The organism is Paenibacillus flagellatus (genome assembly GCF_003217775.1).
GTDB classification, from domain to species: Bacteria; Bacillota; Bacilli; order Paenibacillales; family NBRC-103111; genus Paenibacillus_AB; species Paenibacillus_AB flagellatus.
The window spans coordinates 126,394-153,089 of sequence record NZ_QJVJ01000015.1 but is presented as its reverse complement, the minus strand read 5'-3'; the positions used below and the strand labels follow the sequence as shown (position 1 = coordinate 153,089).

Sequence of the window (26,696 nt, the reverse complement as noted above, 5' to 3'; positions counted from 1 at the left end):
TTAAATCGTCTCTGGAAGTACGAAAATGGAGAGGACGCGAGTGTCAAATAGCCCCCACCTAACGGCGGGAGCAGGGTTCAGATATACTGGAATTAGTTCCTCTTCACCCAGGGGTTGCAATAAGCCAAACCCTGGCCGGTGACACTGCCCGGTTTTCGAGCTTCCGGCGGCGCCGCCTTCAGAGCTTCGTCGAACGTCCGGCGTGCATGCGCCCAGCAGCCGACAAGCTTCACCTTGGCCACGTTGAGGTAACCGGCGTAGTCATCAATATGTAGGTAGCCGTCAACCCGGCCCAGGAAGTTTCGGAGATAGTCGCCGCCCTGCGTTCGCTGGTACTCGTACAGCACCCACCGGCAATACCTTTCTATTTAGTTCCGGAATGAGCACTCGTTCTAACCATTCTTCGCGATTCCCGGGTTCCCCCAAGGGCAACCCATTCAATGTCCTACCATCTGCTGTTTTTTCTATGAGTTTCTCCATTTCCAGTAAGAGCAGACGAAGTTGCATGCAGAAGCAAGTTCGGGATTTCACATTTATTGGATAAGTGGGAAGTGGGGGAGGAAAAGAAGCCCACGGAAAGCCGTGGCGATCAGTACGCAGCGCGACGCATGATTTTTTGAGCCCTGAGTGGAGAAGCAGTATTAGCGATGCCCAACAGAACGAAAGCAGCACCGAAGGTATATAATGACCAATCTTGAGTTGGAATTAAAAATCCAAGCACAGGGATCGTTTCTCCACGTGCCTTGAACGTTAATGTTGTAAACCCTCGGTATATAACGAACAAACCGATAAGAATTAGTATGCCTGCCAAAATGAGTTTCACATGACTTACTTCCAAACAAATCTGTTAAAATAACTTTTGGAAATATGAAACTAGACCTAGCTAAATCTGAGCCGGCGGCTAGGTCCGTGCAGGGGCCTATCGGAAATATTGATTTGACAGATTGTATGACTGGGGGCCCCGATCTCTTGTTCGGATATGCTTAAACTATTTAATCTATTCTTCCATTGTATGTCTCAGGATGAATGGATACTAAAGAAAAATTATTATTTCCTGATTTTTTAAAATGTATTGTGAATTTTCCGCCAATTTCGATCTTCTCCCACACCTCAGCCTCGTCTACAGTTATTCTAATGACATTGTTTGTTGCATCGATGGCATCAATCCATAACATTTCGTTGAGCTTCCCTTTATTACTTATTTGATAGAATCCGGTTGTAGATATTTCAATATTATTATTCGAATCAATATTAAAACTATTCAGTATGAGAAATCCGCATAATACAATCGTCGATATGACAATTATTAGAGTAGCTACTCGTCTTTTTTTAGAAAAAATCAAAATGTCAACCCCTATTCTTAAAATGAAAACAAGGAGAGCCAATAAATGGCTTCCTTGTTAATCCTTCTATTCATTTTAGAATGTCCACGATGCTTGAGAAGCTGCGTCATCAAAACTCCCGGTAAATGTGATAGATCCGAGTACAAAATTAATTTGAAGCTGCGATCCTGCTGCTTTGTTGTGACCATACTTTCCAAGAGCTACCGCGGTTTTATTTCCAGTAGCAGCTTCCTTCGCTTTAATGTTCATAGAAACTGTACCTGCATCGAGGTAGGTTGGTGTTAACTCAATAGTCCAGCCAGCGCCAGAATTTGAGATATCGGAAGGTCTACCACCGCAGTTACTAACGTGCTGGTAATACTGGCCATTTAAAACGGTATTGTGAGAACAGTAGTAATTCCCGTTTGTAATAGGATCAGTTGTAAAGTATTCGTTATAAGCTAATCCGATTTTGTCATCATCGCGAATTTGAGGCTTATTCTTCCATCGGAAGTTCGTAGTAATACGATAACGTTTTGTACCATCTGGTGCCGGATCTAATCCGGAATAAAGCGTGACTAGAGATAAATCGGTTGTAGGAATTGTACCAAGTGTAGAGAGTTCGCCCTTTTGGACTAGGTTACCTTGGTCATTATAATAGTATTCTTTTGTTGAACTACCTTCAAATTTGACGACACCATTCGAAATAAGATCTTGTTTATCATTATAGCTTAAAATATCAAGTATTTCTTGAGGATATCCTTTTTGACGTAGCACATCATCTGGGTTCGTCTGGGCCGAGGCTACTGAAAATAACGAAAGTGTAAACATTATTGTAAGAAATAACGATATAGCTTTTTTCAAAAGGGAATCCTCCTTATAGTTGTATTTGATAATCCGGCCGGAAAATCGTTAAAACCACTCCATCCCATTTACACATTAATAATACCATTATTTAACAATTCCCTTCCATAGTTCATATTTCCTGTTTTCCTATTATATAAAAAAAATAAAAATGCAGAAAAAAATATAAAAAATTGTAAATTATCATTTGCTTTCGACATCCGGATGTGTTCCTGATATTAGCTATTTTGAATATGCTGACGGGCGAACGACAACTTTCCTAAACGGCAATAGGTAGCTTTTGCTGGACGAGTCAATTGAGGACTTGGATCGGGTCCTCGGAAAAGTTAAAGTGTCGGCTAGAACGGGTTGACTCAGTGAAGGAAAAAAGAGAGGAAATATAAGGTGGCCGTTTCGTATTTTTTTCCAAACGGCTGTGGAGTTAGCCCCCCATAATGGATGATCCAGCTTGTTAACAGCATCACAACAGCAAAGGCTATAAAATGGTCTTTCTTCTTAGGCGTTATTTGAAAAAGACACCCATTCTCTACATATTGGACCGAAACCCTGATTTAAATCCAGCAAAACCGAAAATTCGGGTAAATTTGCGACCAAATCGCCAAATTCGGATTCCCACTACCCGGGAGAGATCCAAATCAAACAAAAAAGCGACCGCAAAAAGCGATCGCTTCAATACCAAATCGGCCGTTCCTTTACCCGTATTTTCATGGTTTCGGGCATAACGAAATAAACATATGGTCTGATTCGTTTTTAAAGCTTCTTTTCTTGAATGACGACTTCCAAATCCAATGCATCCAGCAGCTTCAACAGCGTATCGATGTTGTAATTCGTATCTCCGCTCGTGACGCGCACGATTTGCGGGTGCTGCATGCCGGTGCGTTCGGCGAGCTTGCGGACGGACATCCGCCTGTTTTCCAATTGTCGTTTGATCGCTTGCGCAATTTCGATTTTCGGTCGGATCAATACTTCATATTCGGGCGGCACTTCCAACTGGTCCAACTCGTGAACAACATGATCCCCAACCCGTTTTCCGGTTTTCAAGATGTTGTTCTCCTTTCGCCTTGCCTTGCTTTCCGTCGATCGTTTAGGACGCGTACGCGCTGCTTCCTCCCATCCATCCTCTCCTTTTCCTCCGATTGTTAGCCGTATGCGAATTTCCGTTCCCGTTCACTCGATCGTACGATAGGTCGGACCGTGGGATTCCCGACCGGGGGGCGCACCCTGCCAACGCCTCCCGATCCCTACCCATCGTCTCCCCGCCCTTATCCGTCACGCGTCGCCGTCCGGTTTCTCATAAAACCGAACGATGACGAATTTCGAAGGGGCGCCCGCGTCCGCGACGGCTCGAAAAGCCCACGTTTTGCGGGACTTCCCGCGAAACGCCAGCTCGATGCCGCCGTCCGGCGTCTCGGAAAGACCGCTTACGAACGATTCGTCCAAGCCGAACCGATCGAGGGCGATCAAGGCGCGGAACATGCCGAGCCGATCCTCCGAGGCGAGACCGCGGCCGCCGACCGATGCGGCCCAGGCCTCCTCCGTGAACGCGAGGTTGGGAAACTGCCGGATAACGTGCTTCATATCCACCCAGTCCTTTCGTACTTATCGAGTTTTCAAAGATCGGAAATGACCCGGAAATCATGATGGTGCATTGACCCATATGGTATCATTCGCGTTACCGCCTTGTCAATCGTCCTGCGGTCCGGTCATGCCCCGCTTGTAGCGGCACCGCCGTCCGTCGGCTCGGCCCAGCAAAACTTGTAGCCGAATCCCCGAACGGTTTGGATATACCGCGGGGAGGCCGGGTCCGGCTCGATTTTTTTGCGGAGCGTGCGAATATGAACGAAGACGGTGCGCATGTCGCTTTGCTTGTCCCATCCCCAAACCTGCTCGTACAGCTGCTCCACGCTGAACACTTGGTTCGGCCGTTCGGCCAAAAACAGCAGCAGCTGCCGTTCCTTGGCGAACAGCGTCACCGGCTCCCCCCGCACCCGCACGTCGCAGCTGACCGGGTCGATCTTGAGCCGGCGGTCCTTCCATACCGGCTCCGGCGGCTTGACGTCGGCCGTACGGCCCCGCGCGCGACGGATGTGGGCTTTGACGCGGGCGACGACGACGCTCGGCTCGAACGGCTTCGTAATATAGTCGTCGCCTCCGAGCTCGAGGCCGTCGATGACGTCCTGCGCCTCCCGTTTGCAGCTCATGAAAATGACCGGCACGTCCGACCTTTCGCGAATGCGTCGGACGAGCTCCGTCCCCTCCGTATCCGGGAGCAAAATGTCCGTCAGGACGAGATCGGGCGCGGAGCGGGCGAACGACGCCAGCGCCGTCCCCGCATCCGGCGCCAGCTCGACCGAGAAGCCTTCCTTTCGCAAGTACAACGCCACGATTTCGCCGATGTCGGCGTCGTCCTCTACTACCAGAACGGTTCCTGCCATGTCTCACGCCTCCTTCCGGCCGTACGGGGCCGCCATCGGCACGGCGCTCTCCCGGATCGGCAGCGCGAAGTAAAATCGGCTTCCTTCCCCGGGCTTGCTGTCGACGCCGATACGCCCGCCGTGGCGCCCCACGATTTCTTTGCATATGGCGAGCCCCAGGCCGTTGCCGGCGGCCGAAGCCGCCCCCGTTCGCTGCACCCGGTAAAACCGGTCGAAGATGAGCTCGGCCTCCCTCTCCGGTATGCCCGGTCCCGAATCGATGACGGACACGACCGCCTCGCCCGCTCCCTGGCCCGGTCCGCCCCATCGCAACTCGAGCCGCATGCGGATGCGCCCGCCCGCGGGCGTATATTTACACGCGTTCGACATCATGTTCGACACGACCTGCTCGATCCGGATCGGGTCCAGCTTCACGATCGCCGAATCGGCTTCGCCGGGCCCGACGGCCGTCTCCTCCCAGCCGTAGTCGTACGAGTCGCCGGGAAGCTCCGGCTCGTACTTGCGGTACAGCAGACGGAAAAACGAAGCCGCCTCCACTTCCTTGTAATCGAACGCGATTTGCCCCGTCTCGAGCTTCGTCAGCTCGGTCAAATCGTCGATGAGCCGCTCCATCAGCGCGGTCCGCTCGTAAATGCGACGGGCGTACTTGCCGTAGTCGTCCGTTATGACGCCTTCCATCATCGCCGCCGAGTAGCCCTTGATGGAGGTAATCGGCGTACCGAGCTCGTGGGAAATGTCGGACAGCAGCCGCCTCCGGACCGTCTGCATCCGGGACAGCTCGTCGTTCGCCCGCTCCAGCTCCCCGTTCGTCCGGCGGAGCTCGGCGGTCCGTTCCGCGATTTTCCGCTCCAGCGTATCGTTCGCCGCTTGCAGCTGGACGGACAGCGCCTCCGCCCGGCGGGACGTTCGGGCGAAGGTCAACGACAAACGAACCGATTGCGTAAACAGAAACAGCAGGATGCCGTAAGGGATAATCGTGCCGACGGCGACGATCCGGTTGTAGAACAAAATGTCGCCCGCCACCGACGCCCCGAAGCCGACGAAGCCGGCCATATTGACGGCCGACCCTTCCTGCTTGCGAATCCACGCCCGTACGTAGACGTACATCGTGTACGCCAATACCGGAACGACTACCGCCAGCTGGTACGGCAGCATGATAAGAGTGTACACGCGGGCCGGCGTCGTCAAGACGAGCGCGACCACGGACGCCTGAACGGCGAGGTAGGCCGTTAACACGCCGTTGCGGGGCTTGCGCACGTACTCGTTGCGGATGAACAGGACAAGCGCCGTAAAGCCGACGCAGACGGACGCATATTCGGCCTTGACCGCCAGCTCCCAAGGAACGGACGGGAACCAGTACGGCACCAGCGTCTCGCCCAGCACGAGCGTTCGCGCCGCGAGCGCCAGGCACATGACGCCGAAGTACAGCGGGGAGCGCTCTTGGCGGCGAAACGCGTAAAGCCCGACATGATACAGCCCCATGACGAGCATGGCGCCGACGATGAACATCTCGGAGCCGATCCGCATCCCCCGCTCGCGGGCGATCTGCCCGGACTCGCCGAGCCGGATCGCCTCCCACAGGCCGCCCTTGCGCTGCACGAAGTTGGAGACCTGCACTACGATTTCGTTCGGCCCGGGACGCGGAACGAACGAGACGGTTTTGGGGTAATTGGCGGGGACCATCTCCTCGCGCGCCGTTCCGACGACGCCGTTCGCGGCGAGCGGCTCGCCGTTCACCCAGAGGCGGTATGCGGTGGCGACGCTGCGGACGTACAGGGCGAGCGTCTCGCGTCCGACGTCGTCCGGCAGCAGGACGGTCAGCCGGTAAGTGGCGTAGCCTTCGTTCGGCAGCGGCTCGCCGTTCGGCCGGTATTCGCCCCATTGACCGGGCACCGGGACGTGCAGCGCTTCCGAGGGCGCGACGCTCCGAAGCTGCTCCGGCGCGAGGAGCCGGCTCCAGTACATCTCCCATTCGCCCTTCAGCTCCAGCGTTCCGTCCCTCCCGGCGTCCCAGCCGGTCAAGTCGATCGTTCCCGGCGAGGCCGGATGCCTTTCGGAGGCGGACGACCGGACAGCCGGCAAGGCGCAGGCCAGGACGAGCAGCAGCGTCATCGACAACAGAACGTTTTTCATCAGCGGGCCTCATATTCCGGAAATTCGATTTTCCTTAAAAATATCACCTATTGTCATCGCCAACAACAAGAAAACGGAGAGCGGCCGCCAGCGTACCAAAAACGGTACCGGAGCGATTGTCCGATCGGCTCCTCTTCCTGTCCGGCTGAACCAACCGAATGGAGGAATGTCGCAGCAAAGTCCCGACTATGGACATGAGAGAGCGTGGGAGGGGTATTTTGTAAAAGGCATACGGGGAGTGGAGCGGCATTGCTTTGGGAAAAGGCCGACGATCCATGCGCTGCCGAAAATCGACGACACGTTACCCGTCGGCTTGCAGGGGCTGCATGATGGTTTGGGGCGTATCGTTGAGGAAGGGAGCCGGTCCTCCGAAACGAGGTCGGGAACCGGCCCGGTGTTTTGTCTTTTCATAAACGGGGAGCGCGCTACTTGTCCCAAGCCGCCTTGCCCGCCAGCGCCTCGAAGCGGTCAAGCGGCAGCGGCTTGCTGAAGTAGTACCCTTGAGCGACGTCGCAGCCGATCCGGTTCAGCAGCTCGACCTGCTCCCGCGTCTCGACGCCTTCGGCGACGATGTTCATGTTCAAATGGTGGCCGAGCGTCGCGATCGCCGATACGATGGCGGCGTTATCCCCGTTGCGGTCGATGCCGTCGATGAACGACCGGTCGATCTTGAGCCGGTGAATCGGGAATTTGTTCAAATACGCCATCGAGCTGTAGCCGGTGCCGAAGTCGTCGATGCTGATCTGCACCCCGAGGCGGCTCAGCTCGTGAAGTACCGTATACGCCTGCCCGGCGTCCATCGCCATGCTTTCGGTAATTTCCAGCTCCAGCAAGCCGGGGTCGGCGCCCGTCTCATCCAGGATGCCCCGAATCCGGTCGACCAAGGTCCCGCTCCGGAACTGGCTGACCGACAAATTGGCCGCGATCGGCAACGCCCATCCTTTCGCCTTCCACTCGTTCAAGCGCAAGCAAACTTCGCGGATGACCCATTCGCCGATCGGTTCGATCAATCCGGTCTCCTCGGCAAGCGGGATGAACTTGGCCGGCGGAATTTGCCCGAGCTGCGGGTGATTCCAGCGGATGAGCGCCTCGGCGCCGACCAGCTTACCGGCTCCCCGAACCTCGTACTGCGGCTGGTAATGGAGCTCGAACTCGCCCTGCTCGAGCGCCTTGCGCAAATCGGTTTCGAGAATGACGCCTTCGACCGCGGAGAGCGACATCGTCTTTTCGAAGAACCGGTACCCGCCCCTCGTTTTTTTGGCGAACAGAAGGGCGGAATCGGCGTAGTTCAGCAGGTTGGTCCCGTCCTCCGAATCGTCCGGGTAAATCGAGACTCCCATGCTGACGCCGACGTAGAAGTCGTACCCGTCCAGCTTGTACGGCTCCCGGAACAGCCGCCGCATCCGTTCCAGCGTCTCGACGATCGCCCCGCGGTCTTCCGCCTCCCGGAGAACGGCCGTAAACTCGTCTCCCCCCATACGGGCCGCCACGTCCTTGTCGCCGAGCGCAACGGTGAGACGGTCGGTCGCTTCGCGCAAAAACCGGTCGCCGGCATAATGGCCGAGCGAGTCATTGATTTTTTTGAACTTGTCCAGGTCCATGTAGACGACGGCCAGCTTCCGCCCGAGCCGTTCGGCTTCGCGAATTTCGTCCTGCAGCCGGTCGTGGAACGCCCTGCGGTTCCACAACCCCGTCAGCTCGTCGCGGTATGCGGCGCGTTCCAGCTTGCGCTCGAATTCGACCCGATCGGTAATATCGATAATGACGCCGTCGAGCCGCGTCACGCGGCCGCATTCGTCCAGCACCGGTATCGTCCGGTCCTCGACATGACGAATGTCGCCGGTATCGCCGGCCACGAGGCGGTATTGGTGCCGGACGGTCCGGCCTTTCTCCAGCTCGGGTTGAACGGCCAATACGCGATCCACATCGTCCGGGTGAATGAATTCCAGCCACTTGCCGCGCTGCGCCACCAACTGCTCCACGGGTGTCCCGTACAATCGCTCGACGGCCGAGGAGGCGAACAGCACCCGGTTCTCCACCTGATCGACCGACCAGAGCCCGACGTCGACGTTGTCGATCAAGTTGGACAGCTGGCTCTGGATCCGCTCGTACGCCTGCCGCGTCCGGTTGCGGTCGGTCACGTTGCGAACGACGGCGATGCCGGCGGGGCGGCCCTTCCATTCGATGGGCGTATCGGCCAAATGCATGTCCTGGCACGAGCCGTCGAGCCTCACGTACTGGAGCTCCGTTGCCGGGAGCGTTTCGCCGCGATACAGCCTGTGCATCCGTTCCCGGATCGACTCCGCGAAGCTGTCCGGGACGAAGTCCAGCACCGGACAGCCGAGCAGCTGCTCCTCCCGGTCGGCGCCGACCATCCGGAACGTGGCCGGGTTGGCATAGACGACGACGCCGTCGGCATGAATCAGCACCGCATCGGACATCGTTTCGACGAGACGTTTGTACAGCGTCTCGCTCCCTTTCAGCCGCTCGTAGGCTTCCCGCTCTTTCTCCCGGCTTTCTCTCATATGCCGGATATGTACAAGTACGATGGGGGCGGAGAACAGCAGCATAATCGCGAAATGAAGCGCTCCTCCGACCATATGGCCGCTCCCGCGAAGAAACGGCAGCCGGTGCAGGAGGAGATCGTGCGCGATCGTGGCGAGCAGGCTCACCGCCGCCAGCCGGATAAAGAATCGGATCATGCCGTCGCGCATTGGCTTGTCCAGCTTCAACACCGCCCCTTCCGTCTCGTCGGATAACAAAAAAACCGCACGAATGCGGCAAGGCCCGCCCCCAAAGGACGGGGCGTTCGGGAGCCCGGCCGTCAAATCGGTCCCGGGGGCCGGGCGGGTCCGCAGCTTGGCGGCGCCGCCTTGCGGCAGGATGGCCTCTATCGTCTTTCACCATCCGAACGCTTATACACAAGGATATTTTACCTATTTTTATTATGGGATAGATGTCGTATGGTGTCAATATAAGTCGAAATGTTTTTCGCGAGCTCGTTGTGCGGCAGAACCCGCGGCCGCCGGTCGCACCGGAGACCGGCAAAGCGGGGCCGGTCAAAACAAGCCGGCCACCAGCTCGTAGGAGCGCAGCCGCGAAGCGAAGTCGGGCGTAATCGTATTGACGACGATTTCTCCGACGCCGTACGATTCGGCGAAGCGAAGCAAGCCTTCCTTCACCCGCGCGGGCCCCCCACGATCATCCGTTTCCGGTTATGGCGAATGCGCAGCCGCTCTTCGTCCGTGTACGGATAGTCCAATGCCTCCCGCTGCGTCACGGTGCGTCCGAATTGGCCTCGTTCGAGGAGCAGCAGCTTCAAGTCGAGCGGAGCGGCCAGCAGGTCGGCCTCCTCGTCGGAGTCTGCACACAAGACCATGACGCAGACGTTCGCGCGCGGCTCGCTGCCGAGCGGTCCCGGCCTAAAGTCGCGGAAGTAGCGGCGAACCGCCTCTTGGCCGCCTTCGCCATTAATGAAGTGCGCAAACGAAAACGCCGCGCCCAGCTCCGACGCGCGGGCCGCGCTGTAGTCGCTCGAGCCGAGCAGCCATATGTCCGGACTCGTCGGGACGAGCGGCGTGGCGCGGAGCTTGGGCGGCCGTTCGTCCGTTCCGGCCTCGCCTTCCTCCGGCCGCAAGTAGCCGGCGAGCTCCGTCAGCGCCTCGACGAACGCTTCCGCCGTCTCGGGCGGCCTGCCGTAGCGGAGCGCCCGCGTCGCCGCGGGCATCCCGCCCGGCGCCCGGCCGATGCCGAGGTCGATGCGCCCCGGGTACAGCCCTTCGAGCACGCGGAAATGTTCCGCGACCTTATACGGGCTGTAATGGGGCAGCAGCACGCCGGCGGAACCGATCCGGATACGGCTCGTATGCGCTCCGATCGCCGCCATGAGCACCTCCGGCGACGACCCGGCGAGCGACGGCGAATCGTGATGCTCGGACACCCAGTACCGGGCGTAGCCGAGCTCGTCGGCCCGCTTGGCCAGCCTTATCGTATCGTGCAGCGCGTCCGCGGAGCTTTCCCCCGGCATGACCGGGCTCTGGTCCAATACGCCCAAACGCAGCATGAGCGGCGCCTCCTTCTTGGTTCGTTCGACAGGCGAACGGTTTCGCGGATATTGTAGCATACCCGGAGGAAGACGCCTAACACGCCGGTCGAACAAAGACAAAAAGGCAAACGGTCCGCCCGATGCGATCCGTTTGCCTTTCCCGTATGTTCGTTATTGCAGCATATCCGCCATGGCCGATGCGAGACGTCATTCCTCTTCGAACAACTTCTCGCCGCGCTGCAGCCGCCAGGCGATGCGGGCGGTGTGCGGGATTTCCCGCGCCGTCGGCGCATGGGCCGCCACATACCGGACGAGCGCCAGCACCATCGTGCGCTTCGCGCGCTCCCGTAGCGGCGGTCCGTCGTCCTCCTCCGCCCACAGATCGTACTCGGCGAGCGCCGCCTCGACCATCTGGAACGTATGGAAGTCCGCATCCTCGCGGAGCAGCGCATGGCCGAGCGCATTGAACAGCTTCGCCGCGTCGCCGCCCGCGTCCATATAATGCGAAGCCCAATCGGCCGCCTCGGCGACCTGCTGCCGCCGGTCGAGCAGCGCGAGCAGTTCGCCGGTATCCGTCGTATACCCCCGGCCGCCGTACTGCTCCGGCTTCGGCTTCGGGGCCGGCGGAATGTTCAGGAACCGGTCCAAGTAAATGGCGACCGCGGCATGGTACAGCGCCCGCACCTCCGGCCCGCTGCCGCCTTGGCGGAGCCGCACATGGACCGCATGCGCGTGGGTGAACGTATGAAGCACGCCGATCCAGTCGCTGAATTCGTTTTGCGTATGGAACCGGCTCACCCGTTCGGCGGCGGCATAGGCGGTCAGCTTGCCGAGAGCGGCGGGCGGCACGCCGCCGAGCAGCGCCTCCGTCATCGCCCGGATCGTCTCGAGCGGCTCGTCGCCGAGCAGCAGCGACACGAAGCGCTCCGCGTCGAACCCGTACGGCTGCCCGGCCGCAGCCGTAGCTGTAGCCGAAGCCGTCACCGCCCCGCCGACTCCGATGCCGTGACGCTCCAATTCGCCGATCGCCCGGCGGACCGGCTCGACCAGATCGACCGGGTGCCGCCAGCTGTGGCTCTCCTCGCTGCGGGACGGATTGCGCAGCAGCGGGACCAGCGACGTCAAAATACGCTCCGTATCCGCCGCGTCCCCGCCGAGCAGCTCGATCATTTCGAACGCCTTGTTATGGAAATCGAACGTATGGCCGCCGTCGAGATAAAAATGGTCCGTCGCCGCGGCCAGCATCATCTCCGCCAGCGCGGGCGGCTCGAAGCCTTGGCGGATCGCCGTCAGCAGCACCCGGCCGGCTCCCGTGGCGTCGCGCACCTCGACGCATTGACGATACCAGGCGGCGAGCCGGGCCGGGTCGCGCCCGCCGTCCGGCAGCGGCTCCGGCCGGAACAGCGGCGGACGCCCCGCGCAATCGGAGGCGACCCGGCGCAGCCCGTGGAACAGGGCGAGCATCCGGCCGTAGCCGTCCAGCTTCGGCAGCACGTTCGCCATCGCGGTCAGCACCGTCAAGCCGGAGCCCCAGCCGTCCGACCGGTTCGCCGTGCCGAACTCGACGCCGATCCGGACGATGTCCCGCTCCGGGACGCCGGCCTCGAGCAGCGCGACGACCGACTTGGCGATGACGAGCGACAAGTTCTGCTCCAGCCCTTCCCTAAGGCGCCGGACGTGCCTCTCGGCTCCTCCCGCCCGCGCCGGCTTCGGATTGACCCAGACGACGTCCCCTTCGAGCTTCACCTCGTGCGCCGGCACGTCGTCCGCCCACAAGTCGAGCGTACCGCCCGTGCAGACGTCGAACCGCGCGTGATGCCAATGGCATGTCAGCATCCCGTCGCACAAGCTGCCCATATGGAGCGGGAAGCCCATATGCGGGCATCGATTGTCCAGCGCGAACACGCCTTCCTCGCGAGCGAAGACGGCGATGCCGCCCTTGATCACCTTGGCGCCCTCCCGGCGCAGCTCCTCCACCGTCCCGGCCTTGATCCACCCATCGACCACGGTGCGTCCACCTCCGATTCAATTCAGGAATGCATACGATTTCCGTATGTTTCCATTATATCACGGAGAACCGTCCGTTTTGTCATCCGCCTTTACAGCTTCAGCTCCAGGCAAGGCACGCCTTGCCGAATCGCGTCCGCATTCCAGGCGAGCCATGCCCGCTGCGCTTCGTTCGAATGTCCGGGGCCCCATTCGCCGAACAGGACGAGGCACAGGTCTACCCTCCGCTTCTCCACGAACAGCGGGAGCCGCCGAAGCCAGTCCGCCCCGATCGTCCGTTCCCGCCCGTATCCTTGCAGGAACGAGTCGAGGATCCGTTCCGCCGAAGCCGACGCCGCGCGCGGATCGAACTCCGGCTTCTCCCATACCCCGAATACCGCCCCGTAGTAAACCGGCATTGCGACGTCTTGGATGAAGAAGTCGTATCCGCAATCGTCGAAGTCGAACGCCGTCATCCCGCCTTCGCCGTCCACGAAAAAGTTGCCGTGGTGCAGATCGCGGTGACACATGCCGAAGCCGTCCGCGCTTCTCGGCAGCCGCTCCGCCTCCTCCACCGCTCGGCCGAACGCGTGCGCCAGTTCCTCGAGCGTCGCGGCGTCGGCCTGGTCCGCTCCGTCGCCGAGCGCGGCCTCCAACGCTTCCGCCGCGAAATCGGCCGCCTCCCCGATCTCGGCTTCTCCCCCGCGCCGGCGCGACAATCCCGGAGGCGGCTCGTAGCCGGCGGCGAGCCGGTGCATCCGGCCGGTCAGCTCGCCCCACCGCTCGAACAGCCGCGGCCCCCATTCGGGGCGGCGCGCATCGACGTGACCGCCCGGCGCCCTCTCGAACGCGCTCAACAGGAACGTTCCCGCTTCCGTCCGCACGTCCCCCGGCAGCAGCCCGTCCGCCGCTTCGACCGGGCGGGCGACGCGGACGTCATGCTCCGCGAGATGGCGCATCCAATGAAGCTCGGACGCGACCTCGCCCGCCGAACGGTGCGACTCGTGCGTGACGCGCAAGATATACTCGCGCCCGTCCCGCTCGAAGCCGTAAATCAAATTTTCGAAGCCGCCGACGTGCCGGAACCGCTCCGGCGCCACGCCGTACCGTTTGCCGGCTTCGGTCAGAAACCCGCTCTCGTACTCCCTGTATCGTTCCACCGTCATTCGCTCGCACTCCTTCATATCCTCTATAAAAGTCAGAGGCCACGGCGTTTCCGCCGTGGCCGGTCTGTTTCGGTTATACCGAAATCACCTTGTTGTTCATGCGTAGCATCACTCCTTTCCGAAGGTTGATTTCATCATAAACGATTTGCTTGTAGGGTTCCATGGAGCATTTCGTTATAATTGATTCTGGGTGATACGCGCATATGAAAACGATTCTTTTCGTCGAAGACGACGAATCTTTGCAGTACGGCGTCTCCTTCACGCTGCAGCGCGAAGGATGGCGCGTCGCCTCCGCCCGGTCCATCGGCGAGGCGCGAGAGCGGTTCCGGGACGGGGCGTTCGATCTGCTGCTGCTCGACAACCGTCTTCCCGACGGCTTCGGCATCGACTTGTGCCGCGACGTCCGCAGCCGGTCCACCGTGCCGGTCATTTTCCTGACCGCCTCGGACGAAGAGGTGAATATCGTGCTCGGCCTCGAAAGCGGAGCCGACGATTACATCACGAAGCCGTTCCGCGTCCAAGAGCTCGTCTCGCGCATACGCGCGGCGTTCCGCCGGGCGGACATGCACGCCGGACAAGCCGCGGCGCTTGACGGCGACACGATCCGCTCCGGCCCCGTCACCGTCGACCTGGCCCGGCACCAAGTAAGGCTGAACGGCGTCGAGACGGCCGTCTCGCCGACCGAATTCAAGCTGCTTGCCGCACTCGTCCGTCACCCGCAGCAGACGCTGACCCGCCGGGTCATCCTGGAGCGGCTGTGGGACGCGGGCGGCGAATTTATCGACGACAATACGCTGTCGGTCCACATCCGCCGGCTTCGCGAGAAAATCGAGCCCGACCCGTCCGCCCCCGTCTATATCGTCACCGTCCGGGGCGTCGGCTATAAGTGGGACGCGAGGAGCGAGCGGTCATGAACGGCTCGCTGCTGCGCAACCGCGAGATGAAGCGATTAATCGTCGCCGCCGCGCTTCTGTTCGCCGGGGCGATCGTCGTCTCCTTGTTCTGGATGCAGTTCGTCTGGGACGGCTGGAATCGCGAGCAGACCCGCGCCGACCTGGCCGCGATCGGACGCGTCTCGTCCATCGATCCGAAGGCGGCGGAGGAGCTCATGTCTCTGTACGGCAAAGGCTATACGGACGCGGACTTCTTCCGCGGCATGGAAATCGCCGGGGCGCTCGGCTATATCGACAGCCTGCCGATGGCGGAATATCGCGAGGCGCGAATGTCCCCCGGCCGGCTGTTCCTCGGCGTCTCCATCGTCTTCGGCTTGCTGTTCGCCGCCGCCGGGGCCGCGGCGTGGCTCGCCTTCCGCCGCATTTACCGGACCGTCCGGGACGTATCGGCCGGCGCCGACCATCTGATGCGCGGCGATTTCCGGGTCCGGTTCCCGGACGGCGAAGAGGGCGACCTGTCCATTCTCGGCCACCAGTTCAATCAGCTGTCGAACCGGCTCCAGCTGACGCTGCATCAGCTGGACCGGGAGAAGGAGCGCCTCCGGCAGCTCGTCTCCGACGTGTCGCACCAAGTGAAAACGCCGCTCAGCTCGCTGCTTCTGTTCCAGGAGCTGCTGTCGGATGCGGGCTTGTCCGCCGAGGAGCGCGAGACGCTCTCGGAGAAAAGCAAGGGCGAGCTGTTCCGGATGGAGCGCCTCATCCGTTCGATGCTCACGATGTCGCGGCTCGAAGCCGGCATCATCGAGCTGCGGATGGAGGCGACGGACGTCGTCGATACGATCGCCCCCCTCCTCGATACCTGGAAGCCGCAAGCGGAGCGGAAACGGATCGACTTGACGCTGGATACGTCCGGACCGCCGGCTTCCTTCCGCCACGATCCGTTCTGGCTGCGGGAGGCGCTCGGCAACGTGATCGGCAATGCGATCGACTTTACCCCCGAGGACGGCTCGATCCGCGTCTCCGTCCGCACGACCGAGGCGTCCTTGTCGATCGCCGTCCGGGATAGCGGTCCCGGGATCGATCCGGAGGATCTCCCGTTTCTGTTTCACCGCTTTTACCAAGGGAAGTCGGCCAAGCGTTCCGGCCGCGGCGGCACCGGCATCGGCCTCTCGCTCGCCCGCCTGATTGCCGACAAGCACGGGGGCCGCCTGCATGCGGAAAGCGAGCCGGGGCAAGGCGCCGTCTTCACGATGACGTTTCCGCTGTTCGGCCCGTCGGCCGAAGGCTGACGCCGTCTTACGAAAACGTAAGCTTCCCCTGCATCGGACCGTAAGCTCCTTCCGCTATTCTGATCCTATCAACCAGGCGATGCACGCGAGGAGGACACGCTTATGGAACCATTGCTTCAAACGATCCGACTGACCAAAACGTACGGCGAAGGCGCGACGGCCGTTCACGCCCTGAAGCCGACCGATCTGACGCTTCATCAAGGCCAATTCGTGGCGATCGTCGGCGCCAGCGGCTCGGGCAAGAGCACGCTGCTCCACCTGCTCGGCGGCCTCGACCGGCCGACGTCCGGCTCCATCCTGCTGGAAGGCAAGCGAATGACCGGACTCGGCGAGGAGGAGATGGCCGTTTTGCGGCGGCGCAAGTTCGGCTTTATTTTCCAATACTACAACCTGCTGCCCGTGCTGACGGCCGAGGAAAATATCGTCCTGCCGCTCCTTCTGGACGGCAAAACGCCGGACGGCCCCTATATCGAGGAGCTGCTCGGCTGGCTCGGCCTGACGGAGCGGCGCTCCCATCTGCCGTCCGCCCTGTCGGGCGGCCAGCAGCAGCGGGTGGCGATCGCGCGGGCGCTCGCCTGCAAGCCTTCGATTATTTTCGCAGACGAGCCTACGGGCAATTTGGACCGGAACATGACGCAGGAGGTGCTCGACCTGCTCCGGCTGTCCATCCGCAAATACCACCAGACGCTCGTCATGATTACGCACGACGTTCAGATCGCCGCTTCGGCGGACCGGATCGTCACCATCGACGACGGCGCCGTCGTCGACGACAGGACGGTGAGCGCATGAAATCGTACGCCGGCTTGATTCCCCGGTATTTGCGCCATCAAAGACGAAGGACGCTGCTCACGGCTGCGGGCATCACGCTGTCGGTCGCGCTGCTGACGTTCATGACGCTGTTCGTCGTCAATTTGAAGGAGATCAACTTCCGGACGGCCGAGCGGGTTTACGGCTCGTATCACGTTCGCTTCATCGGCTCGGACGAACGCCAGGCGGATACGATCCGCCTGCACCCGAGCGTCCGGACGTCGGGCGCTCTGCTGACGGCCGACGTCCCGTCCCCCGTCGCCGGTACGTCGGTGTCGCTGTTCGCGGTCGAGAACGACGGAGCCGCCTCCATGCTGCCGCTGACGTACGTGCAGGGCAAAGCCCCGGAGCGCGCCGACGAGGTGGCGCTGGCGGAATGGGCGCTGACCGCGATGCGGATGGAGCCGCGGCTCGGCCAGACGATCGAGGCCGGCGGACGCTCGTTTCGGCTCGTGGGCATTATGAGCAATCCGAAAAGCACGTGGATCGACGCCAAAACGGCTGGCGCGGTCGTCCCCGAAACGCTTCTCGGACTGGCTCGAGGCCCGATCGAGCGCAGCGTCTACGTCCGTTTCCACGATCGGCTCGTCGAAGGCCCCGACGACGTCTATACCCGGTCGGCGGTTCTGCGCGACGCGGCGGGCATCGGGAAAACCGCCCTGAACCATAACGACGGCTGGATCGAAGCATACGGGTCGTACAAGGGGCGGGACTTGCCGTCCTTGGCGATCGTGCTGGTGGACGCCGCCGCGACCGTCATCGCCATTTACAACATGTTCCACCTGTCGGTTTTGGAAAAGCTGAAGCAGTTCGGCATTTTGCGCGCCATCGGCATGAATGCGCGGCAGCTTCGCCGGCTCATTATCGGGGAGGCGCTGCTGCTATGCGCGGTTTCCATCCCTGCCGGCATCGCCCTCGGATGGGGCGCCCTGCAAGCCGCCGCCTCCTTTGTCTTCGAAGGCTCGCCCGCGCCCGCGCTCGTGACGCCGTGGACGGTGCCGGCTTTGGCGGCGGCGGTCGGGCTCGCCACGGTGCTGCTGGCGGCGCTTCGGCCGGCTATCGTCGCCGGACGCGTCTCGCCGCTGGAAGCGCTGCGCGAAGCCGCCGCCGGGAGCCGTCCGCCGTCGGGCTTCCGGGCGAAGCCGGGCCGGGCGTACGGGCGGTGGCTCGGCTTGGCGGGCCTGCTCGCCCATCGCAGCGTAAGCCGCGGCAAGTCCCGATTCGCCGTTACGGTCCTGTCCATGTCGGTGGCGATCGCGCTGTTCGTCGGCGTTCATTATTTCGTCTCCATCCAAGACCCCGCCGCGAGCATCCGGCACCAATTTCTATGGGGAGCCGACTATTACTTGTCGGCCGGCAGCAACCGGGAAGGACGCGGCTTCGACGAAGCCGATCTGGCGTCCGTCCGCGCGATCGAAGGCGTACGCGACGTATTCCCGACCCGGATCAGCTACGGGTATACGTATTTGGCCCCGGACCGGCTGACGCCGGACTTCCGGACGATCTTGGACGGCGAGCAGGATTACCTCGCGAATCCGCGAGCCCGGGACGGCTCGTACACGACGATGGTGAAGGCGTATTTTTATTCCGACGAGCTGCTGGACAAAGCGGAGTCGTACTTGATCGACGGCCGAATCGACAAGGAGAGGCTTGCTCGGGGCGAGGACATGCTGCTCATCCAATCGGGAGACGAGCCGAAGACGCTGCTGAAGGCGGGCGACACGATCGAGCTCGGCCATATGCAGCTCGTGGACGGACCGAGGAACGACAATTGGAGCTACGCCCCGGACACGCGGACCGTGCGGATCGGCGGCGTCGTGAAGAAGTTTCCGCAGGTCGGGGCGATGCCCGAAGGGCTGCACGCCGTCGGACACGAACGCTTTTACGAATCGTTCTCCGGCGGTACGCTGTACCGGAAAATCGACGTCCGGCTCGACGAGCGCGCGGACCGCGCCGCCGCGGAGGACGCGCTGAAGCGGATCGCCAAGTCGAACAACGGCCAATTCGTCTCGTTCGAGCGGAAGAAGGAGCAAATTCGCGCGGAGTTCGATCAGGCGACCCGCCTGCTGTACGCCTTCATCGCCATCGTGACGGCGATCGGCGCCTTGAGCATCGTCAATACGATGACGACCCATTTCGTCCTGCGCACCAAAGAATTCGGCGTCATGCGGGCGATCGGCATGTCGGAGCGGCAGCTGCGGAAGATGGTCCGGACCGAAGGCCTCCTGTACGCCCTGCACAGCGGCTTCTGGGGCGCGCTGCTCGGCGTCGGCTCCACCTGGGCCGTTTACCGCTTCCTATCGGCGGAGTTTCCGGATATGGTGCCGGTTTGGCGGTTCCCTTGGCTCTCCGTCGCACTCGCCCTCGCCGGGACGACCGCGATCATCCTGCTGTCCGCGATCCTGCCGCTGCGAAGGCTGAATCGGCTCGCGATCGTCGATTCGATCCGGCACGTCGAGTGACGGCTATGACGCTTGCCTTCGTTCACCCGCAATCCAACATCGGGCACAACTAAAAACGGCGGGCTCGAGGGACTCCCTCGAGCTCGCCGTTTTTGCGCCGCCCATCTTATTTCATAATACCGCTTACTCCCGCAGCGCGTCGCGCAGACGGCTCGACATACCGGCCGCCTGGACCGCCCGCAGCTTGCGCAGCTCCTGCCGCAGCCGCTCGTTCTCGGCGCGCAGCCGCTCCGCGGTCTCGCGCTCCGCTTCATCCCGTTCGGCCGCGTCGACCCATTCCAGCAGCTCGCCGTCGACGTACCCCGCATCCCGGAACAGCCGCCGCAGCGAATCCCGCAGACGGCCGTAATCCGGCCGCCCGTTCCCTGTATTCCCGCTCACGATAGACCTCCTCCGTCTCGAGTATCGATTGAAGATTCGTTCGGTTCCGCTTAACGTCCGGAATCCGCTTCCGTTCGCCCCGTTCCCGAGCCGTTTAAGACACGGACTCCGTCTTGGCCGGCGCATTCGGCTCGGCGGGCTCGTCGACGCAGCCGCACTTGCCGTCCTTCACGCAGCCGGTCAACAGCACGGCCGCGGCGAATACGGCCATTAGCGCCAGCTTGACTTTGGCGGTCATCGTCCGTCCCCCCCTTCCCGGGGCTTTCCCCCGTATCACAGGCTCGGCGGCGTCTCGCTTCGAATATGGTCCGCCAGCGCCTGCTGCAAGTTTCCTTTCATAATCGCTTTTTGCTCGAACGATAAGCCGGATCGAATCATCAGCTTGACTGTTTCCGCCCGGATTCCGGTTATGACGACGCGGCAGCCCATCATCCTCACCCCGTCGATTACGCCGATCAGCTTCTGGATGAATCCGATATCCGTCTCGATGATGCCGGACAAGTCCATGATCAACGTTTCGATCCGTTCTTTCCCGATCTGCGTGATCACCTTGTCTTCGATCGTGCTGGCACGGGTAGCGTCAATCGCGCCGATGAGAGGCAGGATCGAAATCGAATGCGTCAGCGGGATGATCGGCACCGAAAGATCCTCCACCATTTCCCGTTGGGCCCGGATCAGATCGTCCTTATATTGCGAATAGCTGATGAACAGATGATTGAGGAACAGGTCCATGAGCTCGTTGATCCGCTTTTCCAGTGCGAAGAAGTCCTCCTTGGTGTGGACAAACCCTCGCTCCCGGTCGTAGTTATACAGGAAGTCCCATAGGACGCGCCGCAGCGCCTGAATCCATTCCAGCTTGAAGGCGAGCGTCAGCGAATGCTTCGCCCAAGTGACGCCCTCCGCCCTGGCGAAGGAGATCACCTCGTGCTCCCTGCCCTCGACGATATACAGAACGAGCCTGTGGGCGTTGTCGAGCAAATTGATTTTGCCGACTTCGAGAATTTCGTCGATTTTGTCCCGGACGTTGACCGCTTCCAACAATAGCCGTTCCTCGAACTCGGGACGGTTCAGGACGAAAAACTCCTTCAAATTGTCTTCCAGCGGAGTCTTGAGACTCAACCGAACCACCTCTTTGTTTTTTTTCGATCCGTTCTCCTTCGGAAACGTTATCGTGAACTTGGTTCCCTTGTTTTCCTCGCTCTCGACCTCGATAAACCCGTTGTTCTGATAGACGACGGAAAACACGAGCGTAAGTCCCATACCGGTCCCGTTCGGCTTGGTCGAAAAAAATGGAGTGCCCAGAAGCTCGAGCTTGTCCTTCGGAATGCCGAGTCCGTCGTCCTCGATCGTCACCGTGACGGCGTCTCCCGTGCTCCGGTGCGCGACTATAATCGTACCTTTGTCGGGGATGGCCTCGAACGCGTTTTTGAGCAGATTGAAAAACGCTTTTTTCAATTGATTGCGCTTGGCGTAAATGTAGTTGCCCGGATCTTCGAACCGCTTGATCAGGGCGACCCGGTAAAATTGATCCTGAAACAGCTGCGTCAGCATTTCAAGCTCGACGGTCAAGTCGATCGATTCGAACGGCTCGTCGTCGAGATCCGGCTTGGACACGTGAAGCAAATTTTGCAAAATGCCGAGCGCGTTCTCCAACTCCGTCTGGGCAATCTCGATATACGCTTCGTCGTTTTTCTCTTTCAGCAATTGCAAAAAACCTTTGACGGCGGTGAGCGGATTTTTCACTTCGTGGGCGATGCCCGCCGCGATTTGTCCGACGGAGGCCAACTGGCTCAGATGCGCTTCGTTTCGTTTTTTGGATTGCGGGTTTTCGGTCGACATGGCTGCATTCCTCCGGTTTCCAACATTTTCCGGCCAAATGCCGGTCCGTCCGTTCTCGGTCTGCGGTAATAATTTCTCTAAGTATATAATTATATGAAATTTTATTCTAGCTTGCTTATAGGGACAAATCGCTCCGCAAATAAAAAAACGCCCCCCATCGGGTACGGGGGCGGGCTTGGGATGGCGGCTTGCGCCGCGAAATCGGTTGGCGCCGGACGCACTCTCGGTCCGCCGTCCCTTAAAACGCGCGGGCGTATGGCTTCGGCACGTAGTCGGCGTTTCGGCCGGTAACGGCGCGGATCGCATGGTGCGCCCAATACGGGTCGCGCAGCATGCCGCGCGCGACGCCGACCAAATCGGCGTCGCCGTTCGCCACGGTGGCGTCGGCGAGCGCCGGGTCCTCGAGCATGCCGACGGCGATGACGGGCACGCCGAGCGCCTCCTTATAGGCGCGGGCGTACGGCACTTGGTAGCCGGGGTAGTTGCCCGGCTTGCGCTTGCCGGCCGGTCCTTCGCCGCCGGTCGTGACGTGGAAGATGTCCGCGCCCGCTTCCAAGTATCGGCGGGCGATGGCGAGCGAATGGTCGAGGTCGTAGCCGCCGTCCATATACTCGATCGCGGAAATGCGCAGCAGAAGCGGCATATCCGCCGGCATCGCTTCCTTGACCGCGCGGATGACCTCGACGCCGAACAGCGCCAAGTCTTGCCCGTACTCGTCCTCGCGCCGGTTGAGCGACGGGGAATGGAACTGATGAATCAAATAGCCGTGGGCGGCGTGCAGCTCGATCGTGTCGAAGCCGGCGGCGATCGCCCGCACCGCGGCGTCGCGGAACTTGCCGACCATCGCCTTCGTCTCCTCCGTCGTCAAGGCGCGCGGCGTCTTCGATTGCGCGTCGACCGGGATCGCGGACGGGGCGACCGGCACTTCGGCGTCTTGGGCTTTGCGGCCGGCGTGGGCGATTTGCACGCCGATCTTGGCGCCGTGCGACCGGACGGCGGACACGATGCGGGCGAACGCCGGGATGTGATCGTCGGACCAGAGGCCGAGGTCGTAATCGGAGATGCGGCCGTCCGGCTCGACGTCCGTCATTTCGACGATGACGAGCCCGGCTCCCCCGACGGAGCGCGCGACGTAGTGGGCGAAGTGCCAGTCGTTCGGCTTGCCGTCCTTGGCCTCGACCGAGTATTGGCACATCGGCGGCATGACGATGCGGTTGCGAAGCTGCAAGCTTTTATGGGCGAAAGGCGTGTCCAGTCGGTTCATGAAGGTTCCTCCTGTTATCGGGTATGTTCCCTATTGTTTCAACTTTAATGCGATTATAAGCATCCCGGTTTCCATTGAAAAGGAGTGATCTTGTTTTCAGTTCGTTTCTCCAAGGTAACGAAGAGTTCCGCCGCGGCCCGTGCAAGAAAAAAAACGATCCGCGCTCCCCTAAGGAGGAGGCGGATCGCTTGTTGTATGGGACCGCCGGCTTTCATTCCCGCGGCAGCCCGTCCAAGTATTCTTTGATTTGCGCCGGCGTCTTCGCGAATTTGCTGTGAAGATGCGCGATTTTCCGGCCGTTGCGGTAGGCGAGCAGGCTCGGAATGCCGCGCACTTCGTTCTCCTCGGCGATGTCCTGGAATTGCTCGGCGTCCATCTCGAACCACTGCTTGTCCGCGTGGTCGGCGACGACGTCCCCGATGAAGCGGTCCAAATTTTTGCAATCCGGGCACCAGGTCGTGTAATATTTGACGATCGTCACCCGGTCTTGCCCGATCAGCTCCCGAAATTGCTCGGCGCTCGTTATGTTCTCCATGTCGTTACCCCCTCATCACGATATCGGCGTCGAAAAAGGCGGCCAGCCGCGACGCTTCTTCCTCGAGCCCCGCTCTTGTCGCCGCCGCCTGCTTGCCTTTCGGCGGCTCGAACCATTCCACCTTCAGCTCGATTTGCCCCCGCTTCTTCTCCGTCTCCCAAATGCCGGCCATCCGCGTGCCCACGAGGACAACCGGGTAAATCCAGCCTTGATTGCGGTAGACGAGCGGCTTGTACGGCTCCGCCAGCACGTGCTGGGTCCGGTGCGACATCGACACCGTATACGGGTCGAAATGCGGCAGCAGCCGGACCGTCCCGTCCGGGACCGAAGCGGCTTCGAGGCTGGGGGCGTCGTCCCGCAGCATCCAGCCTTCGCGGCCATCGACGCGTACGGAGACGAGCTCGTCGTCGAGACTGCGGAACAGCCGCTTCGCCTTCGATACGTCGACGCCCCACCAGCGTCCGAAATCTTCGTAAGTGGCCGGACCGTATACGGACAAATATCGGCGGACGGCGCCGCGCACCGCTTCCTCGGGAGAGACCGACGGGCTCGTCCATCGGGGCAGCCATCGGTCCGGCCGGACGAACGTGACGTTCTGCCCCTGGCTCGGGCCGAAAAGCAACGCCCCTTCGTGCGCTGCGGGCTTGAGCAGGGAACCCCAGCCCGATTGCAGCAGCTCGCGCAGCTTCTCCTGTCCCGTATGGGCGACCAGCGCGTCGGCCAGCTGCTCGCGGGTAAGCGGCTCTTCGCCGAGCGAGCGCCGGATCCCTTCGATGACGGCGTCCAGCTGCTCGAGCGTGATGCCGTGAACATTCAGCCAAGACGGCTTGCGGTAAAACGTCGAAACGGTTTCGCGAAGCGCCGCGACCGTCGTCGGCAGCTCGTCCGCGGGCAGCAGGTGGAGCGTTCCCCGCATCGCCCACGTCTTGACGAGCGTCCGGTCTTCCCACAGCGCCCGCTTCACGTCGTCGGGCGATACGCCGTCGGCTCTCGCCCAGACGCTCAGCTCGGCCGCCGACATCACCTGCGCGTGAAGGCCGCCGATTCGCCGGACGGTATCCAGCCAGTCTTCTTTGCCGGCGCGCCGCAGCAGCCCTTGCCGGGACATCCGCCAGGCGGCAACGTGCGCGGAGGTTATCCTTGATGCGGACATGACGCCTTTCCTCGCTTTCCGGTCCGCTGCCGGTTCGGCAGCTTCCTTGCGTACTCGCTGCCAGTATACCACGCCGCCGCCCGGGCGACAAACTACCGCATGCTCGCGTACAGCGCGTTCAATAGGTCGTGTCCGGCCGTATCCTGCCCCAAATCCCAAATCATCGCCCCGCCGAGCCCCTGCGCCTTCGCATAAGCTCCCTTCAACGCGACTGATTCCGGGTCGTCGTAGCTGATGAAGCTGGTCCCGTTGAACAAAGACGGCACCTTGGAATCGGCATGGAACGACCGGGCATAGCCGGATCCGGCCGGAGCGTAGGAAGCGGCGATCGTCGCGTAGCTTACCGATTTGCCGCCGGAAAACGGCTGGTACAAGCCGCCTCGGGCCGTCCCGGCGACGTTGTCGTACTTGTAGCCGTAGAACGGAACGCCGAGCACGATTTTGCTCGCGGGCACGCCTTGTCCGACGTACAGCCGAACCGCGTCATGGACGCTCCAATCCGAGGCGAAGCCGCTGTTCGGATCGCGGTACAGCGGCGCGTTCAAGCCCGTTATCCCGTCCCACGTCCCGTGAATGTCGTACGTCATGATGCCGACGATATCGCAAACGGCCTGCAGCTTGCCGAGCTCCGTATTGGCCGCATAATACGCGCCGGCCGCGCCGGCGAAGCTGAGGCCGTACGTTTTGCCGTCCCGGGTCGACTGGGCGTCCAGCTTTTCGCGAAGCTTTTGCATAAGCAGCGTAAAATTCGTCTTGTCCTCCGGACGGTGCGTATTGCCCGCCATGCCGCCCGATACGGGATATTCCCAGTCGATGTCGACGCCGTCAAAGCCGTATTTCGCGGCAAAGGCTACCGCGCTGTCCGCGAAGGCCGTTCGGGCGGCGTCGGAAGCCGCGGCGTCGGAAAATTTCGCCGACCACGACCAGCCGCCGACCGATATGTACGTTTTCAAATGCGGATAACGCTGCTTCAGCTTGAGCAGCTGATTGAAGTTGCCGCAGAACGGTTCGGAGCCGGTATCGCCCGGGAACGTTTTCTCCGTATCGGCATACGGATCGCCGACCTGCACCTTCCAATCGTCGCCGATGTTGGCGAATGCATAGAACAGATGCGTCAGCTTCGAGCCGTCGACGTCGGCGATTTGGCTGCCCGTATAAGTCGACCAGCCTCCGTAGTAGCCGATCAGCTTGGGAGCGGCACCCGGAGCCGGTGTCGGAGCGGGCGCTGTCGGGGCGGACGTCGTGACGGAAATCGGCGTGCTGGCGGAAGATACGTTGCCTGCGGCGTCTTTCGCTTTTACGGTGAATGTATACGTCGTAGACGGGGACAACGACGTGACGGCGAAGCCGGGGGTGGACGACGTTCCGGCTAACGCTGCGTTTTTGTAAACGAGATAAGAGGCGACGCCCACGTTGTCGGTCGACGGAGTCCAGGCGAGCGTAGCCGAGACGTCCGTCTTTTGGACGACGCGAAGCCCGGTCGGGGCGGAGGGGGCTTTCCGGTCTTTCGCCGCATAAGCGGGAATGGGCAGAAGCGAGAGAATCATGGCGATCAGGACGGTCAATCGGAGGGCAAAGAAGCCCCTGGCAGGGCGGAGACGCGAATCGCGTTTCATTTCGGATTCCTCCATCTTCTGGTTGATCGAGTCTGCGTTGATTCGGGACGTTCCGATCGCCGGCATCGGTTGCTGGACTTGCGACGCGGCGAGGTGAGGTTTCCGGGGGCCCGAGGGCCGGATTCCGGGTTCTGTGGGTAACGCGATTGGGTGGGTCCTAGGGTCTGCAAGTCTGCAAGTCTGCAAGTCTGCGAGTGTGCAAGTCTGCGAGTGTGCAAGTCTGCGAGTGTGCAAAGCCTTCGAATCTGCAAATCCGCGAGTCTGGGACCGTTTACCGTTCAAAATCTTCGAATCCGCTGCACGGGTTACCCGGTTTGCGCGATTTTGCGAGTTCCGCGTTTTTACGAAATTTACGGGTTTCGCGAGTTCGGCAAACCTGCATTTCTCGCCGTTCTTGACGAAGCGTTTCCTCGCTTTCCGCTTGTGCGCACAAGGAAAGCGCTTCCAAGTAAATCGTTATCACCTCCCCTTGCTCCAGCAAATCTATTATATCAGCTCCTTCCCGC

Annotated in this window: 22 protein-coding genes and 1 pseudogene; 4 read left to right on the top strand and 19 right to left on the bottom strand. The window is 60.9% G+C overall.

What is annotated here, in order from left to right:
- Positions 1-92 precede the first annotated feature (92 nt).
- The 12 genes and pseudogenes from DLM86_RS27215 to DLM86_RS27170 form a co-directional block, all read right to left on the bottom strand.
- On the bottom strand, positions 93-347 hold the full coding sequence (locus tag DLM86_RS27215; protein WP_158289686.1) for an IS66 family transposase: 255 nt from the start codon (positions 345-347) through the stop codon (positions 93-95).
- A gap of 242 nt (positions 348-589) precedes the next feature.
- Positions 590-823 (bottom strand): hypothetical protein, encoded by a 234-nt coding sequence (locus DLM86_RS31835; protein ID WP_146250309.1) that lies wholly within the window; start codon positions 821-823, stop codon positions 590-592.
- A gap of 169 nt (positions 824-992) precedes the next feature.
- Positions 993-1,175: a hypothetical protein gene (locus DLM86_RS31830; protein ID WP_146250308.1), complete on the bottom strand. Its 183-nt coding sequence runs from the start codon at positions 1,173-1,175 to the stop codon at positions 993-995.
- Positions 1,176-1,418: 243 nt separating this feature from the next.
- A complete protein-coding gene (locus DLM86_RS31825; RefSeq protein ID WP_146250307.1) occupies positions 1,419-2,186 on the bottom strand; it encodes a hypothetical protein in 768 nt (255 codons plus the stop codon).
- Positions 2,187-2,936: 750 nt separating this feature from the next.
- Positions 2,937-3,227 (bottom strand): helix-turn-helix domain-containing protein, encoded by a 291-nt coding sequence (locus DLM86_RS27205; protein WP_110843210.1) that lies wholly within the window; start codon positions 3,225-3,227, stop codon positions 2,937-2,939.
- Positions 3,228-3,455: 228 nt separating this feature from the next.
- Positions 3,456-3,764 carry a hypothetical protein gene (locus DLM86_RS27200; RefSeq protein WP_110843209.1) on the bottom strand — a complete coding sequence of 103 codons (309 nt, stop codon included), beginning with the start codon at positions 3,762-3,764 and terminating at the stop codon, positions 3,456-3,458.
- A gap of 125 nt (positions 3,765-3,889) precedes the next feature.
- Entirely contained in the window at positions 3,890-4,621 is a 732-nt protein-coding gene (locus DLM86_RS27195; protein WP_110843208.1) for a response regulator transcription factor, read from the bottom strand.
- A 3-nt stretch (positions 4,622-4,624) separates the two neighbouring features.
- Positions 4,625-6,754, bottom strand: a complete 2,130-nt coding sequence (locus DLM86_RS27190) for an ATP-binding protein (RefSeq protein WP_110843207.1) — start codon at positions 6,752-6,754, stop codon at positions 4,625-4,627.
- A 425-nt stretch (positions 6,755-7,179) separates the two neighbouring features.
- Positions 7,180-9,486 (bottom strand): putative bifunctional diguanylate cyclase/phosphodiesterase, encoded by a 2,307-nt coding sequence (locus tag DLM86_RS27185; RefSeq protein ID WP_110843206.1) that lies wholly within the window; start codon positions 9,484-9,486, stop codon positions 7,180-7,182.
- A gap of 327 nt (positions 9,487-9,813) precedes the next feature.
- Positions 9,814-10,817: pseudogene (locus DLM86_RS27180) on the bottom strand (LLM class flavin-dependent oxidoreductase).
- Positions 10,818-11,006: 189 nt separating this feature from the next.
- Complete coding sequence (locus DLM86_RS27175) at positions 11,007-12,806, bottom strand: Rieske (2Fe-2S) protein (protein ID WP_110843205.1); 1,800 nt, start codon at positions 12,804-12,806, stop codon at positions 11,007-11,009.
- A gap of 92 nt (positions 12,807-12,898) precedes the next feature.
- Complete coding sequence (locus DLM86_RS27170) at positions 12,899-13,951, bottom strand: phosphotransferase enzyme family protein (protein WP_158289685.1); 1,053 nt, start codon at positions 13,949-13,951, stop codon at positions 12,899-12,901.
- Positions 13,952-14,154: 203 nt separating this feature from the next.
- Between DLM86_RS27170 and DLM86_RS27165 the strand changes: the two genes are divergently transcribed.
- The 4 genes from DLM86_RS27165 to DLM86_RS27150 all read left to right on the top strand — a co-directional run bounded on the left by DLM86_RS27165 (position 14,155) and on the right by DLM86_RS27150 (position 19,402).
- The gene (locus tag DLM86_RS27165; RefSeq protein ID WP_110843203.1) at positions 14,155-14,865 is read left to right on the top strand and encodes a response regulator transcription factor; all 711 of its coding nucleotides are present in this window, start codon (positions 14,155-14,157) and stop codon (positions 14,863-14,865) included.
- Positions 14,862-16,133 carry a HAMP domain-containing sensor histidine kinase gene (locus DLM86_RS27160; protein WP_110843202.1) on the top strand — a complete coding sequence of 424 codons (1,272 nt, stop codon included), beginning with the start codon at positions 14,862-14,864 and terminating at the stop codon, positions 16,131-16,133. The genes DLM86_RS27165 and DLM86_RS27160 overlap by 4 nt, the downstream gene beginning before the upstream one ends.
- 102 nt (positions 16,134-16,235) lie before the next feature.
- Positions 16,236-16,922: an ABC transporter ATP-binding protein gene (locus DLM86_RS27155; RefSeq protein WP_110843201.1), complete on the top strand. Its 687-nt coding sequence runs from the start codon at positions 16,236-16,238 to the stop codon at positions 16,920-16,922.
- Positions 16,919-19,402, top strand: a complete 2,484-nt coding sequence (locus DLM86_RS27150; RefSeq protein ID WP_110843200.1) for an ABC transporter permease — start codon at positions 16,919-16,921, stop codon at positions 19,400-19,402. The genes DLM86_RS27155 and DLM86_RS27150 overlap by 4 nt, the downstream gene beginning before the upstream one ends.
- A gap of 123 nt (positions 19,403-19,525) precedes the next feature.
- Here the strand turns inward: DLM86_RS27150 and DLM86_RS27145 are convergent, their stop codons facing one another.
- From DLM86_RS27145 to DLM86_RS32235, 7 genes are all read right to left on the bottom strand, one after another.
- Complete coding sequence (locus DLM86_RS27145) at positions 19,526-19,783, bottom strand: hypothetical protein (RefSeq protein WP_110843199.1); 258 nt, start codon at positions 19,781-19,783, stop codon at positions 19,526-19,528.
- A 94-nt stretch (positions 19,784-19,877) separates the two neighbouring features.
- Positions 19,878-20,021, bottom strand: coding sequence for a hypothetical protein (locus tag DLM86_RS32240; protein ID WP_158289684.1), 144 nt, complete (start codon positions 20,019-20,021; stop codon positions 19,878-19,880).
- 35 nt (positions 20,022-20,056) lie between these two features.
- Complete coding sequence (locus DLM86_RS27140) at positions 20,057-21,622, bottom strand: ATP-binding protein (protein WP_110843198.1); 1,566 nt, start codon at positions 21,620-21,622, stop codon at positions 20,057-20,059.
- 238 nt (positions 21,623-21,860) lie between these two features.
- Positions 21,861-22,886 carry an NADH:flavin oxidoreductase/NADH oxidase gene (locus DLM86_RS27135; RefSeq protein WP_110843197.1) on the bottom strand — a complete coding sequence of 342 codons (1,026 nt, stop codon included), beginning with the start codon at positions 22,884-22,886 and terminating at the stop codon, positions 21,861-21,863.
- 211 nt (positions 22,887-23,097) lie between these two features.
- Positions 23,098-23,421: a thioredoxin family protein gene (locus tag DLM86_RS27130; RefSeq protein ID WP_110843196.1), complete on the bottom strand. Its 324-nt coding sequence runs from the start codon at positions 23,419-23,421 to the stop codon at positions 23,098-23,100.
- A 4-nt stretch (positions 23,422-23,425) separates the two neighbouring features.
- Complete coding sequence (locus tag DLM86_RS27125; RefSeq protein WP_110843195.1) at positions 23,426-24,574, bottom strand: winged helix DNA-binding domain-containing protein; 1,149 nt, start codon at positions 24,572-24,574, stop codon at positions 23,426-23,428.
- A gap of 92 nt (positions 24,575-24,666) precedes the next feature.
- Positions 24,667-26,190 (bottom strand): glycosyl hydrolase family 18 protein, encoded by a 1,524-nt coding sequence (locus DLM86_RS32235; RefSeq protein ID WP_245954957.1) that lies wholly within the window; start codon positions 26,188-26,190, stop codon positions 24,667-24,669.
- Positions 26,191-26,696: the final 506 nt, after the last annotated feature.

Excerpts from the sequence above, each read along its gene's own strand:
- DLM86_RS31830 (WP_146250308.1), bottom strand. The coding sequence starts at position 1,175 with ATGTTATGGATTGATGCCATCGATGCAACAAACAATGTCATTAGAATA.
- DLM86_RS27200 (WP_110843209.1), bottom strand. The coding sequence starts at position 3,764 with ATGAAGCACGTTATCCGGCAGTTTCCCAACCTCGCGTTCACGGAGGAG.
- DLM86_RS27195 (WP_110843208.1), bottom strand. The coding sequence starts at position 4,621 with ATGGCAGGAACCGTTCTGGTAGTAGAGGACGACGCCGACATCGGCGAA.
- DLM86_RS27190 (WP_110843207.1), bottom strand. The coding sequence starts at position 6,754 with ATGAAAAACGTTCTGTTGTCGATGACGCTGCTGCTCGTCCTGGCCTGC.
- DLM86_RS27170 (WP_158289685.1), bottom strand. The coding sequence starts at position 13,951 with ATGACGGTGGAACGATACAGGGAGTACGAGAGCGGGTTTCTGACCGAA.
- DLM86_RS27165 (WP_110843203.1), top strand. The coding sequence starts at position 14,155 with ATGAAAACGATTCTTTTCGTCGAAGACGACGAATCTTTGCAGTACGGC.
- DLM86_RS27160 (WP_110843202.1), top strand. The coding sequence starts at position 14,862 with ATGAACGGCTCGCTGCTGCGCAACCGCGAGATGAAGCGATTAATCGTC.
- DLM86_RS27155 (WP_110843201.1), top strand. The coding sequence starts at position 16,236 with ATGGAACCATTGCTTCAAACGATCCGACTGACCAAAACGTACGGCGAA.
- DLM86_RS27150 (WP_110843200.1), top strand. The coding sequence starts at position 16,919 with ATGAAATCGTACGCCGGCTTGATTCCCCGGTATTTGCGCCATCAAAGA.
- DLM86_RS32240 (WP_158289684.1), bottom strand. The coding sequence starts at position 20,021 with ATGACCGCCAAAGTCAAGCTGGCGCTAATGGCCGTATTCGCCGCGGCC.
- DLM86_RS27140 (WP_110843198.1), bottom strand. The coding sequence starts at position 21,622 with ATGTCGACCGAAAACCCGCAATCCAAAAAACGAAACGAAGCGCATCTG.
- DLM86_RS27135 (WP_110843197.1), bottom strand. The coding sequence starts at position 22,886 with ATGAACCGACTGGACACGCCTTTCGCCCATAAAAGCTTGCAGCTTCGC.
- DLM86_RS27130 (WP_110843196.1), bottom strand. The coding sequence starts at position 23,421 with ATGGAGAACATAACGAGCGCCGAGCAATTTCGGGAGCTGATCGGGCAA.
- DLM86_RS27125 (WP_110843195.1), bottom strand. The coding sequence starts at position 24,574 with ATGTCCGCATCAAGGATAACCTCCGCGCACGTTGCCGCCTGGCGGATG.
- DLM86_RS32235 (WP_245954957.1), bottom strand. The coding sequence starts at position 26,190 with ATGAAACGCGATTCGCGTCTCCGCCCTGCCAGGGGCTTCTTTGCCCTC.